Source organism: Streptomyces sp. NPDC003023 (assembly GCF_042888225.1).
In the GTDB taxonomy this organism is placed as follows: Bacteria; Actinomycetota; Actinomycetes; order Streptomycetales; family Streptomycetaceae; genus Streptomyces.
Genome location: NZ_JBIAPL010000004.1, coordinates 198803 through 212543, shown reverse-complemented (window position 1 = coordinate 212543; position 13741 = coordinate 198803). Strand labels below are relative to the sequence as shown.

Genomic DNA, 13741 nt, shown 5'->3' with positions numbered 1-13741 from the left:
TTTCCGTTCGGTACGGCACCAGACTAAAGGGCCGAGGGGGCGCGTGGGTCAGGTGCGCAAAGCCGGTGGTTCGCCGTCGGTCACAGAGTGCGTCGCGTCGAGGTACGCCCAGACGATCAGACGGTGGCTGCTGCCCCACTCCGGCTCGCAGGTGGTCAGTGTCAGATAGCGCCCCGGCTCGTCGAAGACCGCGGCTTCCTTCCTCAGCGGCCGGGGCACCGGATCGATGACGCCGACATCGCCGGGGACGGTGCGGTACGGCCGGTTCGCGACGCGGTACGTGAACCAGGTCGTGCCGTCCGTGAGCACCACCGGGTCGCCGGGGCGCAGTCGAGGGAAGTCCTTGAAAGGGTCCCCGTGCGTGCGGCGGTGCCCCGCGACGGCGAAATTCCCCCTGGCGCCGAGCGTGCCGGTGGAGGCGTAGTGACCGAGGCCCTTCTTGAGAACGTCCGTGCCCGTGCCCTGGAGGACGGGCCAGTCCCAGCCCTTGCCGAACCGGGGGACGTACATGACCGCGAAGGGCTTTCCCGGTTCGTATGCCACCGGCGCCGGCTCGGCGGCGGGTGGCGCCGGCGTCACGGGGGCGGCCGCCCACCCGGCCTCCAGCCGGTCGATCTCGCGGTCGGTGGCGCTTTCGGCCCGGATGCCGGTCCAGAAGAGCAGGTGCACGACGAACAGCACGATCAGGGTGCCGAGGGTGATGCACAGTTCGCTGAAGGTCCGGACGAGCACCCGCACCGACCTCGACACCCGGCTCCCCCAAGCTCCTTCGGGCCTGCCCGGCGGTCCTAGCCCGCGGGCTTCGCGTAGTGGAGATCCACTGTGCCCGAGTAGCCGGGAAGAGTCACTGCCTTGTTCTCGTCAACCTTCCAGCCCAACCCGTACGCCTTCACGTACAGCTGGTAGTTCTGGATCGCGGGAGAGTCGGCGAGTGCCTTCCTGAGCACGTCCTGATCACCGACAGCGGTGATCTTGTAGGGCGGTGAGTAGACGCGTCCCTGGAGGATCAGCGTGTTGCCGACGCACCGTACGGCGCTGGTGGAGATCAGCCGCTGGTCCATCACGCGGATGCCTTGGGCGCCGCCCTGCCACAGCGCGTTGACCACGGCCTGCAGGTCCTGCTGGTGGATGACCAGGTCGTTGGCCTGGGGCTCGGGGTAGCCGGGCGCCGCTCGGGCGTCCGGCGGGGCGTCGTCGAGGGTGACGGTCAGGGCGCCGCCCTTGAGCGGTTCCGTGCCGGCGGCCTTCTGCAAGGCCTTCAGCTTCGCGTCCTCCGCCTGTGTGGAGCCGTCGTCGCGCTGGGCCAGGGCGTCCACGTCACCCCGCACGGCGGAGGTGGACTCCTCGAGCTCGCCGTTCTTCTCGCTGCGCTGCTTGATCAGGTCGGAGAGCTTCAGGAGGGAGTCGTCCGTGCGCAGGTCCGTACCCTTGGCAGTATTGAAACTGGTCACGAAGATCAGCCCTGCGAGGGCGAACACGGCAGCCGTCAGCAGCCGGACCGGTCGCCACACGGAGGGGCGAACGGGGCCTTGCGGGGAGTCGGCAGAAATGCTCAACGTACCCTTATCTCCTTCGGCGCCGCGGAAGCACTACGCTAACGGACGCCCGGGGGCGGCAGTGGCCCCCCTGGCTCCAGCCCCGGCGCCAGCCACAGTTCCCTGCGCGGTAACGCAGCGCATCGACAGGAGAGTCCCTCGTGCCGAAGTCACGTATCCGCAAGAAGGCAGACTTCACGCCGCCGCCGACCACGAAGCAGGCGGCGAACATAAAGCTCACCAACCGCAGCTGGGTCGCTCCGGTGATGCTCGCGCTGTTCCTCATCGGACTCGCCTGGATCGTCCTCTTCTATGTGACCGAGGGCAGTCTGCCGATCAAGAGCTTCGGCAACTGGAACATCGTCGCCGGCTTCGGCTTCATCGCCGCCGGCTTCGGTGTCTCCACCCAGTGGAAGTAGCTGCTCGACAGGCCTGCCGCCGAGCCCCCGGCGCGCCAGTTGTCCACATCGTTTTCCACAGGCCGGGGAAAAGGTCAGACGATCTGTGGATAACTCTCAGGCTGTTGACGCCGATGTGACTGCGTCGGCCACATCGGTGAAGTGAACCGCCCCTTGTCGCTGCTGGGAAAGCCCAGCTCAGCGACAAGGGGCACGCTTGTTCCACACAGGATGCGCAAGATCCGCCACACGCTGTGGACAACTCTGGGGAAAGCTCCTCGTCCGTTGCCTTCAGGTCACGCGATGGAGGCGGTCCGCGCCACGACGGCGAGGACGACCACCAGCAGGGCGACCGCACTGACGGCGAGCTGTACGACGCTGCGGCGCGGCCCCCTCGGGGCGTAGAGCATGCCGATGGCCACCAGCACGCCGGTCACCAGACCACCGACGTGTCCCTCCCAGGAGATGCCTTCCCTGGTGAAGGTGACGACGAGCATCAGCACGACCATCACGGAGATCGGCCGCATGTCGAGATTCGAGCGCCGTGCGAGCACGGCGACCGCCCCCAGCAGGCCGAAGATCGCACCGGAGGCACCGAGGGACGGCTGGTTGGGAGCGGCGATCACATAGGCCAGGGTGCTGCCACCGAGCCCGGAGAGCAGGTACAGCGCCAGATACCGCGAACGCCCCAGCTCCGGCTCCACCGCACGGCCCAGAAACCACAGCGCGAGCATGTTGAAGAGGAAGTGGGTCACTTCCTGGTGCAGGAACGTCGCGGTCAGCAGTCGGTACCAGCCGCCGTCCGCGACCCCGACGACCTCCCCCAGTGTCGGGTTGTACGCGTAGCCGATCAGCTCCAGCTGGTCGACGAACCGGTCGCCGAGTCCCGCTCCCACGGCGAAGACCGCGAGGTTCAACCCCATGAGGATCTTGGTGATCAGCACCGGGTCGGAGGTGACGGCCCCTCCCGCGATCGTGCGCGGCCTGTTCGCGCCGGGCGCGTGCCCCGTACCGGACCCGGTGCGGACACAGTCCGGGCACTGGAACCCGACCGACGCGTCGACCATGCAGTCCGTGCAGATCGGCCGCTCGCACCGCGTGCAGCTGATGCCCGTCTCACGGCCGGGGTGCCGGTAGCAGCTCGGCAGGCCGTGCGTGTCCTTCGGCCCCTGCGGACTGCCTGGCGCCTGGTCCATGAGGTCACCTCATCAATCTGGGCTCGCGACGTCGCCCCGACCATCCTTACGGACGGACGGGGCGAAAAGGTTCCCCCTGTGGAGAACCCACTGCGAGCGGCGCTCAGCGCGTCTCGACGACGACCGACTCGATCACGACGTCGTTCAGCGGTCGGTCGGTGCGCGGGTTGGTCCCCGTGCTCACGATCGCGTCCACGACCTTCTTGCCGGACTCGGTGCTGACCTCGCCGAAGATGGTGTGCTTGCGCGTGAGCCAGGCGGTCGGCGCCACGGTGATGAAGAACTGCGAACCGTTGGTGCCGGGGCCGGCGTTGGCCATGGCCAGCAGATACGGCTTGTCGAAGGCCAGGTCCGGGTGGAACTCGTCCTCGAACTCGTAGCCCGGGCCGCCCGTCCCGTTGCCCAGCGGGTCGCCGCCCTGGATCATGAAGCCGCTGATCACCCGGTGGAAGACCGTGCCGTCGTAGAGCCTGTCCGTGGACTTCTTGCCGGTCGCCGGGTGAGTCCACTCCCGCTCGCCCTGAGCGAGCTCGATGAAGTTCTTGACCGTTTTGGGCGCGTGGTTCGGCAGAAGCCGGATCTCGATGTCGCCTTGGTTGGTCTTCAGGGTGGCGTAAAGCTGCTCGGCCACGGTCTGCCTTCCGTAAGTCGTCTCTGACGGCTCACGATCCTTGCACGGAAGAGGCACGCGGAGAGAAAGGCGGACGGGTCGTCGTCGCACCGGCGCGCTTCGGGCCGAACAGTGGCATCGTCGTCCACAAAGGTCCCGACATGACCCGGATGCCCGCCCCACATGCCGAGGCGGCTTTCTACGGGCATGATTTCGAACCGGGTGGACAGGCGAAACAGTGCCCCAACCGGGGACAAACTCCAATCACCCTCAGTACGCCACCGAGGAGGAGGATCCCGTGACCCGCATGGACAGCGTGCGCGCCGCGACAGGTACGGCGAAGGACAGCGTGCTGCACGCCGCGGACGTGGTGGCGCCTTACGCCGGCACGGCCAAGGACCAGGCCGCGCATTATGCGCACGAGGCCCGCGTACGGCTCGCGCCGAAGGTCTCGCAGGCCGCTACGGCGGCCCGTGTTCAGTACGGCAGTCGTGTCGCACCGCACGTACCGCCGAAAGTCGATGTGGCCGCGCGCCGTACGGCGGTGCGGGCCAGGAGGGCCGCCCGTCAGGCGACCGACTACACCGTCCCGCGCGTCGAGCACGCGATGGCCGCCGCTCAGCCCGTTCGGGAGGAGGCTGCGGCCCGTTCAGCTGCCGCGCTGGCCGCGTTGCGCGGTCAGGTGACGGCCAAGGAGATTCAGAAGCTTGTGAGGAAGCACGAGCGGCGGTCCAGGGCCGGGCGCCTCACCAAGGGCCTCGCGGTCCTCGGCGTGCTCGCCGGCGGTGCTTTCGCCGCCTGGAAGTGGTGGGACAAGCAGGCCAACCCCGACTGGCTGGTGGAACCGCCCGCCGCGACGGAGGTTTCCGACCGTGTCCCGCTGTCGTCGGTCGACGGCAGTACCGAGGCAGGTCTCGACCCCGAGGTGCAGATGAAGCAGGACGAGGCGGAGGCCGGGGAGCGCGACGACCTTCGTTGACGGCTTTCCGTCCTTCGGTCTTCGGGCGCCGGGAGTGGAGAACGCTCCCGGCGCCTCATGCTGCGAGGAGCGCGGAGCCGGTGCTCTGCTCTCCGCCTCGCGCACCGAAGTCGGCGGCAACCACGGTCCCGGAGTCGGCGCACGCGTCGGCGGCCGGGGAGACGGCGATCGGGGAGACAGCGGTCGGCGAGCCGGCGTACGGGTCGGCGGCCAGGGCGTCGGCGGCCGCGCCGGCCCCCGACGAAGCCGGGAGACCGACCGAGGCGAGGTACGGCCGGCCAGTGGCGGCGTCCGCAGAAGCGCTCTCCCCGACTGCGGCAGGGAGGTCCGCGGCGGCGGTCGAAGACGTCGGGGCGGTGCCGACCCGGGTACCGGCCGTCGAACCCCTGGAGGAGTCCGCGGCGGCGGAGTCGGGCGCAGCGGAGGCGACGGACGCGACGGACGCGACGTCAACGGTCTCCGCGGACTTCACCGCGTCAGATGTCCCCGGAGCGGAGACGTAGGCCGGTGCCGCACCGGTGGAAGCTGTCCTGCCGGCGGCGAGAGCGAAGCGCCCGGCCGGATCCTGACCGCTGGTGTCCAGCGCGGGCAGATGACGCACCGCCGGTGACGACCCGTGCGCCTCGGCGCCGATGCGCTGCTTCATCGTCGGTGGCAGCGACCGGTCTCGTGCGGCCGGCGGCGTCGGCCGTGTGACCGATCGCCTGCTCTGCGCCGGCACGGTCGCGCGCCGGGCCTGCGGACGGTCGGCGTTGGCCGCCTCGTCCGGCGTCTGCGCGACCGGCTGAGCGGCGGCGGTCGTCGCGGCGGTGGAGAGCCCCACCGAGGCAAGCAGAGCAAAGAACGCGGTGATGAACGCGTTCCACAGATTCCTGACCTTGAAGGCGGCCATGACCCCTCGCTTTCGGGTTGAGCGTTTTACATACCTTCCTCATGATGTGGACGCATTCGGAGAAGTGGGGGAGCGACGCCGCCGCTGCGCAGTTCTTCTGATGAACACCACCCGGATGGTCCAGCCGACGGCCCAGGAGCCCCGAGTTGCGCCTGGCCCGCAGCCCGGGGCAGACCTCTCCGTACGTCTCACCGTCGGGTTGTTTGCACAGGTCAGCGCGATTTTCGCGGCTCCGAACGGCTCCCGGAGCGGGTCCCACGACCCGGCCGCGCCGTCGTCGGCACGCCGGTCCGGATCCCGGCATGGAGCAACACCGGGGGCCTGAGAGACAGCGGCGGACGATTCGACAGACCCGGCGTGCCCGGTTAGTGCCAGGGGCGAGGCCGGAAACGGAGAAGAGGTCCCCCCGACCACCTGTGGTGATCGGGGGGACCTCTCGCACTGTGGAGCCTAGGGGAGTCGAACCCCTGACATCTGCCATGCAAAGACAGCGCTCTACCAACTGAGCTAAGGCCCCGGAACAGCGGAACGGCCGGGAAACCGCTACGCCCCGGCAACCGCCGTGCACCAGAGTACCGGGTCACCCCCATGATCCTGCAAAAAAATCGGGGTACCGGCAGGGACTCCCCGTCACCGACCACTCTCCGTAAGATGCACCACTAGGTTCGCAGCAGCGAAGCCGCTTGGGGAAGCGATGGGGAGACGCGATGGACACCGCGCAGCAGGAGACAACCGCAAGAGCCAGAGAACTGCAGCGCAGCTGGTACGGAGAGCCCCTCGGTGCTCTCTTCCGGCGTCTCATCGACGACCTGGGACTCAACCAGGCCCGGCTCGCGGGTGTCCTCGGGCTTTCCGCTCCCATGCTGTCCCAGCTGATGAGCGGCCAGCGCGCCAAGATCGGCAACCCGGCGGTGGTCCAACGCGTGCAGGCACTGCAGGAGTTGGCCGGTCAGGTGGCGGACGGCAGTATGAGCGCCGTGGAGGCGACCGCCCGTATGGACGAGATCAAGAAGTCGCAGGGCGGTTCCGTCCTCACCGCCACCAGCCAGTCGACCAGCGGCTCGGGGGCGCCGACGGTCCGGCGCGTGGTGCGCGAGATCCAGTCCCTGCTGCGTTCGGTGTCGGCGGCCGGGGACATCATCGAAGCGGCGGACTCCCTCGCACCGACCCACCCGGAGCTGGCAGAGTTCCTCCGGGTGTACGGCGCGGGGCGCACGGCGGACGCGGTCTCCCACTTCGAGTCGCACCAGAGCTGACGAGGCGGGCATTCGCCTCCGGAGAACGGGGAGCTGGCGCAGCACAATGGGTGAGGTCTTCGCTGGTCGGTACGAACTGATCGACCCCATCGGACGTGGTGGGGTCGGTGCTGTGTGGCGCGCCTGGGACCACCGCCGACGGCGGTACGTCGCGGCGAAGGTTCTCCAGCAGAGCGACGCGCACACTCTGCTCCGCTTCGTGCGCGAGCAGGCGCTGCGCATCGATCATCCCCATGTCCTCGCTCCGGCCAGCTGGGCCGCCGACGACGACAAGGTGCTGTTCACCATGGATCTGGTGAGCGGCGGTTCCCTGGCGCATGTCATCGGTGACTACGGCCCGTTGCCGGCGCGGTTCGTGTGCAACCTGCTCGATCAGCTGCTGTCCGGTCTGGCCGCGGTGCACGCGGAGGGGGTCGTGCACCGGGACATCAAGCCGGCCAACATCCTCATGGAGGCGACGGGCAAGGGACGTCCTCATCTGCGGGTCTCCGACTTCGGGATCTCCATGCGCAAGGGCGAGCCCCGGCTGACCGAGACCAACTACGTGGTGGGTACGCCCGGTTACTTCGCTCCGGAGCAGATGCTCGGTGCGGAGCCGGACTTCACGGCCGATCTCTTCGCCGTGGGCCTGGTCGCCCTCTATCTGCTCCAGGGCAGGAAGCCGGACTCCCAGGCCCTGGTCGAGCACTTCGCCGACCACGGGACGCCGGGCGCCCCACAGGGCATCCCGGAGCCGCTCTGGCAGGTTCTGGCCGGCCTGCTGCAGCCGGATCCCCAGGCGCGCTTCCGCAGTGCCACAGGGGCGCGCAAGGCCCTCACGGCGGCCGTGGAGATGCTTCCCGAGCCCGTGCCGGGCGAGCAGCATGTCGAGATCTTCGACCAAATCGGGCCGTTGCCCGCCGGTTTCGGCCCGAACGGCCCTGAGGCGGCGCCGCACCAGGCGTCCGGCCAGGGCACACCTGCGCAGCCCACTCCGCCTTCGGCGACGGGCAGTTTCCACCTGGCCCCGCCGCCACAGCAACTGCCCGGCAGGCCACCGCGCACGGCCCAGCCGCAGCCACCGTCCTCCACTCCGGCCGTGGCCGACTCCACGCCGAGCCCCACGCAGGTCCATGCCTCGGCTCCCGCGGCCGCGCCTTTCGTGCCGCATGCCGTAGCCCCCCAGCAGGCCCGACAGAACCAGCAGGCGGCCCAACCCCAACCCCAGCCGCAACCTCCGTACGGCGGGCCCTCTACTCGTACTTACACCGCTCACGGCCCCGAGGCCCCCCTGCCGGGCGTTCGGAAGCGGCCGGGACCGCCCCCGAAGGTGGCGGTCCCGGTACTGCTCGTCGCGCTGCTGTGCTTCGCCGTGGGGATCTGGGCCCTCACTCAGAGCTGAGCCCGCGCCACCCCACTCGGCACCCGCCGCTAATGACCCGGCGGTGGTCCGTACTGCCCGTAACCGTGGCCCTGTCCGGGCGCGTGTCCGGGCGCGTGTCCGTAGCCCTGGTTGATGCCCTGAGCGGGCCCCTGCGGCCCCGCCTGGCCCGGCACGGTGAAGGCCGCCGGGGTGTCGTCCGCCGGTGCCTGTCGCCGGGCCAGCAGCGTCCACACGCCGAGTCCGAGCACCAGCACGGTCCCCGTCCCGATGCCTCCGGCGGCGACCAGCGTCATCGTGTCGCTCTCCGCCGCCTCCTCGGCCTTCTTGCCGTTCTCCGCCGCTTCCTGATCGTCCTCGGTGACCCGGAAGTCACCGGCCGGACCCGCGTAAGCAGGCGCCTGCTCCGGCTCGCCCTCGACGTTCACCCGCAGAGTCAGCCCGACCGGGCTCTCGCCGTATGCCTCCGCGATCTCGGGGCTGAGTGTGACCGAGAGGTAGTACCAGCCCGCGAACCTCATGGCGGCGGAGGCGTCCGCGGAGTCGTAGCGGTTCTCGTAGGCCACCGGAGGCAGCGGGTCGAGCGAGACCGTCTTCTGCTTGCCGTCGTAATACATGCTCGAGTCGTTGTCGACGAAGCCTCTGGCCGGGTTGTACAGGGCGAGCACCAGAGCGTTGCTGACGCTCTTCATCCCGTCACCGTTCGGGCTGTTGGCGAGGTCGGCGCCGGCGAAGAGCTGCTGTCCCCAGTCGACCGGCACCCGGTAGAAGAGGCTCTCGCCCGGCTTGATCGTGTCCTGCCACTCGCCCTTGCCGAGGCTGGTGGAGTCGTGGAAGCTCGTGCCGCCGTGACGCTTCTGCGGCCCGCCGGCCGGCGCGGCCGGCGAGGCGGAGGGCCAGTTCTCGGGAGCCTTCGTGGGTGCGGCGGTGTCCAGGGCCGGCTCCGAGACGAAGCGGAGTTCCACGTCCCAGGGCTCCGGCGCGGACGCGTCGCCGCCGGCCCGCTCCAGCAGGACGTAGTAGGCGCCGCCCTCCTGGCACCTGGTGCCGTCCTTCTCGATCCGCCGGCTGGCGTAGTCGGCAACCGGACGGGGGTAGGACACGGAGCCGAACTCGGCGCTGCCGTCGCTGCACGCGCTTCCCGACGTGTCCTCGATGCTCACCTCGAGCTTGTCCGTGTACGTGACCTCGGTACCCAGCCGGGGGACCGCCACGGCCGACACGTAGGCGTTGGACTTGTCGTCAAGGGTGACGCGGTAATAACGCTTCTCACCCTTCTTGATCGAGTCCTTGTACGTCGATCCGGCCGTCAGCTCGGGGCCGTTGATGTTGACGGGGGTGCCCTTGACCGGCGTCGCCTCGCTGTCGAAGACGTACGGGGCGGGTTCGCCCGCCGCCCACGACTGCCCGGGCAGCGACGCCACCGCGCACAGCGCCGCCAATACGGCCGACGCCGTCCTCCCCCTGCCGCGCTGCCTCTTCACGCGCCTCTCCTTGTGGTCGACGAGTCCGCCGGTGCGGCGGACGGGCCTGAGCCATCCTGCCCCGGCCGCCCTTCCGCTGTCTGCGCGCCCGAGCGGCCCACCCGCCCGCTCGACACCCCCCGGAACTTGCATCAGCAATCAAAATGTTCGCTCTGGTGAATCCGGCTGCCCCGCCGCCGGGACAGCACAGAGCCCCGGCCGCTGAAGCGACCGGGGCTCATGTCCAAGAAACGCTGCGTCTCACACACCCGAACCTGCGGGCACGGAGTCGGTCGCCTCCGTCCACAGATCCTGCTCGGCGCGATCCGCCTGGATCTGGCGGTACACGAGGAGCCCGCCGATGGCGGCCAGTGCGACCAGGAGAAGCTTCTTCACCGCGCGACCTCGTCTTTCCTTGACGTATGAGGACTTCTGGCGCCCGACTATACACACCGACCGATACCGATCGGTGACCTGCGCCCGGCGACGAACGCCGCATGTCCGGACCCTCAACTCGGGCCGTACACAAAGAGACAGGCCCGGCCGGAGAATCTCCGGCCGGGCCTGTCGTCACTGTGGGGCTAACAGGATTTGAACCTGTGGCCTCATCCTTATCAGGGATGCGCTCTAACCAACTGAGCTATAGCCCCGCCGCGCTGCGCGCTGACCTCTGAAGATTAGCGCACACGCGGTGCAGCGCCAAAATCGGAATCCGTCGGGCCCCTCCGCGGCGCTACTCGTCCTCGGCGAGCGTGAGCTCGACACCGCCCACGAACCCGGCGGAGAGGTTGTAGATGAAGGCTCCGAGCGTCGCCAGCGCTGTGGCCAGCACCACATCGATCACCGCGATGACCGAGGTGAAGATGAGCACGCGCGGCAGCGACAGGAACGACTGGAGGTCGAAGCCGTTGCTCTCGTTCGAGCCGGTGGCCTCACTGATCGTTCCGCCGACGGTCGAGAAGACGCCCATGGCGTCCATGACCATCCACAGCACCGCCGCCGCGACGACCGTGCAGATGCCCAGCGCGATGGACAGCAGGAAGCTGACCTTCATCACCGACCACGGGTCGGCCTTGGCCACCCGCAGCCGTGCCTTGCGCGTACGCGGCGTCGTACGGGCGCCTGTGCGGGGCCGGCGCACCGCCGTGGCCGAGTCCTGCCCCACGCGCTGCTGAGCCCCCAGCGTCCCGCCCGGGGACGGATACGCCTGCGGAGGGTGGTACGGCTGTCCGGCCTGCTGCGGGGCAGGCTGCTCGCCGCCGTACGTCTGATACGGAGGCTGCTGCCCCCGGGTGTCCGTCACTGTGGCCCCCTGGGAGTCCGCGGCAGGGCCACGGGCACCGTTCGCTCCTGATGCGGCCGGTCCGGCGCCCGTGGCTCCACTCACGCTCTACTCCTCGTGCTACCCGGCCGAGGACTGTGTGCCCTCGGCTGCCGCCTCGGCCGCCTCTGCGCCGGCCTCCTCGGTCCCTTCGGCCTCCACGGCCGCTTCGACCTCTTCGGCCTCGCGACCGGCCTCGGCATTACGAGCGATACCGACGACGGCATCGCGCTTGCCCAGGTTGATCAGTTGGACGCCCATGGTGTCACGGCCCGTCTCCCTGACTTCATTGACTCGCGTGCGAATCACACCGCCACCGAGGGTGATGGCGAGGATCTCGTCGGTCTCCTCGACCACCAGCGCGCCCACGAGGGATCCACGGTCCTCCACGATCTTGGCGGCCTTGATACCCAGACCACCGCGACCCTGGACGCGGTACTCGTCGACCGCGGTCCGCTTCGCGTACCCGCCGTCGGTGGCAGTGAAGACGAACGTACCGGGCCGGACGACATTCATCGAGAGCAGTTCGTCGCCCTCTCGGAAACTCATGCCCTTGACGCCGGAGGTCGCGCGTCCCATCGGGCGCAGTGCCTCGTCCGTCGCGGTGAACCGGATCGACTGCGCCTTCCTGCTGATGAGCAGCAGATCGTCCTCCGCGGACACCAGCTCCGCACCGATCAGTTCGTCGTCGTCGCCGCTCTCGGTCTCCCGGAGGTTGATAGCGATGACACCGCCGGAGCGGGGCGAGTCGTAGTCCTTCAGGACTGTCTTCTTCACCAGACCGGCCTTGGTGGCGAGCACCAGGTACGGCGCTGCCTCGTAGTCGCGGATCGCGAGGATCTCGGCGATCTGCTCGTCCGGCTGGAAGGCCAGCAGGTTGGCGACGTGCTGGCCACGGGCGTCGCGGCCGGCGTCCGGGAGTTCGTACGCCTTGGCCCGGTAGACACGGCCCTTGTTGGTGAAGAACAGCAGCCAGTGGTGGGTGGTGGAGACGAAGAAGTGGTCGACGATGTCGTCCTCCTTCAGCTTCGTGCCCCGCACACCCTTGCCACCGCGCTTCTGGGAGCGGTAGTCGTCGGTCTTCGTGCGCTTCACATAGCCGCCACGCGTGATCGTGACGACGATGTCCTCCTCGGCGATCAGGTCCTCGATGGACATGTCACCGTCGAAGGGCACCAGCTTGGAGCGGCGGTCGTCGCCGTACTTCTCGACGAGCGCGGCCAGCTCGTCGCTGACGATGCCGCGCTGCTTCTCCGGCGATGCGAGGATCGCGTTGTACTCGTTGATCTTCGCCTGCAGCTCGTCGTGCTCCTGCACGATCTTCTGGCGCTCCAGGGCGGCCAGCCGGCGCAGCTGCATCTCGAGGATGGCGTTGGCCTGGATCTCGTCGATCTCGAGCAGGCCCATCAGGCCCTCTCGAGCGACCTCGACCGTGTCACTGCGCCGGATCAGCGCGATGACCTCGTCGATCGCGTCGAGTGCCTTCAGCAGACCGCGCAGGATGTGCGCGCGCTCCTCCGCCTTGCGCAGACGGAACTTGGTACGCCGGACGATGACCTCGATCTGGTGCGTCACCCAGTGGCGGATGAACGCGTCCAGCGACAGGGTGCGCGGCACCCCGTCGACGAGCGCCAGCATGTTGGCGCCGAAGTTCGTCTGCAGGTCGGTGTGCTTGTACAGGTTGTTCAGCACGACCTTGGCGACGGCGTCGCGCTTCAGCACGATCACGAGGCGCTGGCCGGTGCGCGAGGACGTCTCGTCGCGGACGTCGGCGATGCCGCCGACCTTCCCGTCCTTCACCAGGTCGGCGATCTTCTGCGCCAGGTTGTCCGGGTTCGTCTGGTAGGGAAGCTCCGTGACCACCAGGCACTGGCGGTTCTGGATCTCCTCGACCTCGACGACCGCACGCATCGTGATGGAGCCACGGCCGGTGCGGTACGCCTCCTCGATGCCCTTGCGGCCCACGACCAGCGCGCCGGTCGGGAAGTCGGGACCCTTGATCCGCTCGATCAGGGCCTCGAGCAGCTCCTCGTGGGAGGCCTCGGGGTGCTCGAGCGCCCACTGGGCGCCGGAGGCGACCTCACGGAGGTTGTGCGGCGGGATGTTGGTGGCCATGCCGACCGCGATGCCGGCGCTGCCGTTGATCAGCAGGTTCGGGAAGCGGGCCGGCAGGACCGTCGGCTCCTGGTTGCGGCCGTCGTAGTTGTCCTGGAAGTCGACGGTCTCCTCGTCGATGTCCCGGAGCATCTCCATGGCCAGCGGCATCATCTTGCACTCGGTGTACCGCATGGCAGCGGCCGGGTCGTTGCCCGGAGAGCCGAAGTTGCCGTTGGAGTCGACGAGCGGCATCCGCATCGACCACGGCTGGGCCAGGCGGACCAGGGCGTCGTAGATGGAGGAGTCGCCGTGCGGGTGATAGGTGCCCATGACGTCGCCGACGACGCGGGCGCACTTGTAGAAGCCCTTCTCGGGCCGGTAGCCGCCGTCGTACATCGCGTAGAGCACACGGCGGTGGACGGGCTTGAGGCCGTCCCGTACGTCCGGCAGTGCTCGCGAGACGATGACGGACATCGCGTAGTCGAGATACGAACGCTGCATCTCGGTCTCGAGCCCGACGGGCTCGATGCGCATCGCGGGGACTTCTTCTGCCGTGGTGACAGGGGTGGGGGTGTCCCCGCCGGGGGCAGGGGTGTTCTCGTCGGCCATTGCTGGTCTTCAGTCCTTTCGTGCG

General features: G+C 68.9%; 12 protein-coding genes, 2 tRNA genes and 1 pseudogene. 4 read left to right on the top strand and 11 right to left on the bottom strand.

Annotated elements, in window-relative coordinates; all coding sequences use genetic code 11:
• Nucleotides 1-48 precede the first annotated feature (48 nt).
• Nucleotides 49-750, bottom strand: coding sequence for a class E sortase (locus ACFYV1_RS16080; RefSeq protein ID WP_389396082.1), 702 nt, complete (start codon nucleotides 748-750; stop codon nucleotides 49-51).
• A gap of 38 nt (nucleotides 751-788) precedes the next feature.
• Nucleotides 789-1556: a DUF881 domain-containing protein gene (locus tag ACFYV1_RS16075; protein WP_389396081.1), complete on the bottom strand. Its 768-nt coding sequence runs from the start codon at nucleotides 1554-1556 to the stop codon at nucleotides 789-791.
• A 140-nt stretch (nucleotides 1557-1696) separates the two neighbouring features.
• Here ACFYV1_RS16075 and crgA point away from each other — a divergent pair, with 140 nt between their 5' ends.
• On the top strand, nucleotides 1697-1954 hold the full coding sequence (gene crgA, locus ACFYV1_RS16070) for a cell division protein CrgA (protein ID WP_389396080.1): 258 nt from the start codon (nucleotides 1697-1699) through the stop codon (nucleotides 1952-1954).
• A 275-nt stretch (nucleotides 1955-2229) separates the two neighbouring features.
• Here the strand turns inward: crgA and ACFYV1_RS16065 are convergent, their stop codons facing one another.
• Together ACFYV1_RS16065 and ACFYV1_RS16060 are read right to left on the bottom strand one after the other, a co-directional pair.
• Nucleotides 2230-3129, bottom strand: coding sequence for a rhomboid family intramembrane serine protease (locus tag ACFYV1_RS16065; RefSeq protein WP_389396079.1), 900 nt, complete (start codon nucleotides 3127-3129; stop codon nucleotides 2230-2232).
• 103 nt (nucleotides 3130-3232) lie between these two features.
• Entirely contained in the window at nucleotides 3233-3760 is a 528-nt protein-coding gene (locus ACFYV1_RS16060; RefSeq protein ID WP_389396078.1) for a peptidylprolyl isomerase, read from the bottom strand.
• 277 nt (nucleotides 3761-4037) lie between these two features.
• Here ACFYV1_RS16060 and ACFYV1_RS16055 point away from each other — a divergent pair, with 277 nt between their 5' ends.
• The gene (locus tag ACFYV1_RS16055) at nucleotides 4038-4718 is read left to right on the top strand and encodes a DUF5324 family protein (protein WP_389396077.1); all 681 of its coding nucleotides are present in this window, start codon (nucleotides 4038-4040) and stop codon (nucleotides 4716-4718) included.
• A gap of 505 nt (nucleotides 4719-5223) precedes the next feature.
• Here the strand turns inward: ACFYV1_RS16055 and ACFYV1_RS16050 are convergent.
• Nucleotides 5224-5610, bottom strand: a pseudogene (locus ACFYV1_RS16050) (DUF6344 domain-containing protein); the annotation flags it as partial.
• A gap of 444 nt (nucleotides 5611-6054) precedes the next feature.
• Nucleotides 6055-6127, bottom strand: a tRNA-Ala gene (locus ACFYV1_RS16045).
• 190 nt (nucleotides 6128-6317) lie between these two features.
• On the opposite strand from ACFYV1_RS16045, the gene ACFYV1_RS16040 reads away from it, so the two are divergent.
• Both ACFYV1_RS16040 and ACFYV1_RS16035 read left to right on the top strand, forming a co-directional pair.
• Nucleotides 6318-6866, top strand: coding sequence for a helix-turn-helix domain-containing protein (locus tag ACFYV1_RS16040; protein WP_389396076.1), 549 nt, complete (start codon nucleotides 6318-6320; stop codon nucleotides 6864-6866).
• 46 nt (nucleotides 6867-6912) lie between these two features.
• On the top strand, nucleotides 6913-8247 hold the full coding sequence (locus ACFYV1_RS16035) for a protein kinase (RefSeq protein WP_389396075.1): 1335 nt from the start codon (nucleotides 6913-6915) through the stop codon (nucleotides 8245-8247).
• A 29-nt stretch (nucleotides 8248-8276) separates the two neighbouring features.
• Here the strand turns inward: ACFYV1_RS16035 and ACFYV1_RS16030 are convergent, their stop codons facing one another.
• From ACFYV1_RS16030 to gyrA, 5 genes are all read right to left on the bottom strand, one after another.
• A complete protein-coding gene (locus ACFYV1_RS16030; RefSeq protein ID WP_389396074.1) occupies nucleotides 8277-9710 on the bottom strand; it encodes a hypothetical protein in 1434 nt (477 codons plus the stop codon).
• Between the two features lie 240 nt (nucleotides 9711-9950).
• Nucleotides 9951-10085 carry a DLW-39 family protein gene (locus tag ACFYV1_RS16025; RefSeq protein WP_003958712.1) on the bottom strand — a complete coding sequence of 45 codons (135 nt, stop codon included), beginning with the start codon at nucleotides 10083-10085 and terminating at the stop codon, nucleotides 9951-9953.
• A 180-nt stretch (nucleotides 10086-10265) separates the two neighbouring features.
• Nucleotides 10266-10339 (bottom strand) — tRNA-Ile (locus tag ACFYV1_RS16020).
• An 83-nt stretch (nucleotides 10340-10422) separates the two neighbouring features.
• Nucleotides 10423-10992 carry a DUF3566 domain-containing protein gene (locus ACFYV1_RS16015; RefSeq protein ID WP_389396073.1) on the bottom strand — a complete coding sequence of 190 codons (570 nt, stop codon included), beginning with the start codon at nucleotides 10990-10992 and terminating at the stop codon, nucleotides 10423-10425.
• Nucleotides 10993-11091: 99 nt separating this feature from the next.
• Entirely contained in the window at nucleotides 11092-13716 is a 2625-nt protein-coding gene (gyrA, locus tag ACFYV1_RS16010; protein ID WP_389396072.1) for a DNA gyrase subunit A, read from the bottom strand.
• Between the last annotated feature and the right edge of the window lie 25 nt (nucleotides 13717-13741).

Coding starts and splice junctions, on each gene's coding strand:
- ACFYV1_RS16065 (WP_389396079.1), bottom strand. CDS start 3,129: ATGGACCAGGCGCCAGGCAGTCCGCAGGGGCCGAAGGACACGCACGGC.
- ACFYV1_RS16040 (WP_389396076.1), top strand. CDS start 6,318: ATGGACACCGCGCAGCAGGAGACAACCGCAAGAGCCAGAGAACTGCAG.
- ACFYV1_RS16035 (WP_389396075.1), top strand. CDS start 6,913: ATGGGTGAGGTCTTCGCTGGTCGGTACGAACTGATCGACCCCATCGGA.
- gyrA (WP_389396072.1), bottom strand. CDS start 13,716: ATGGCCGACGAGAACACCCCTGCCCCCGGCGGGGACACCCCCACCCCT.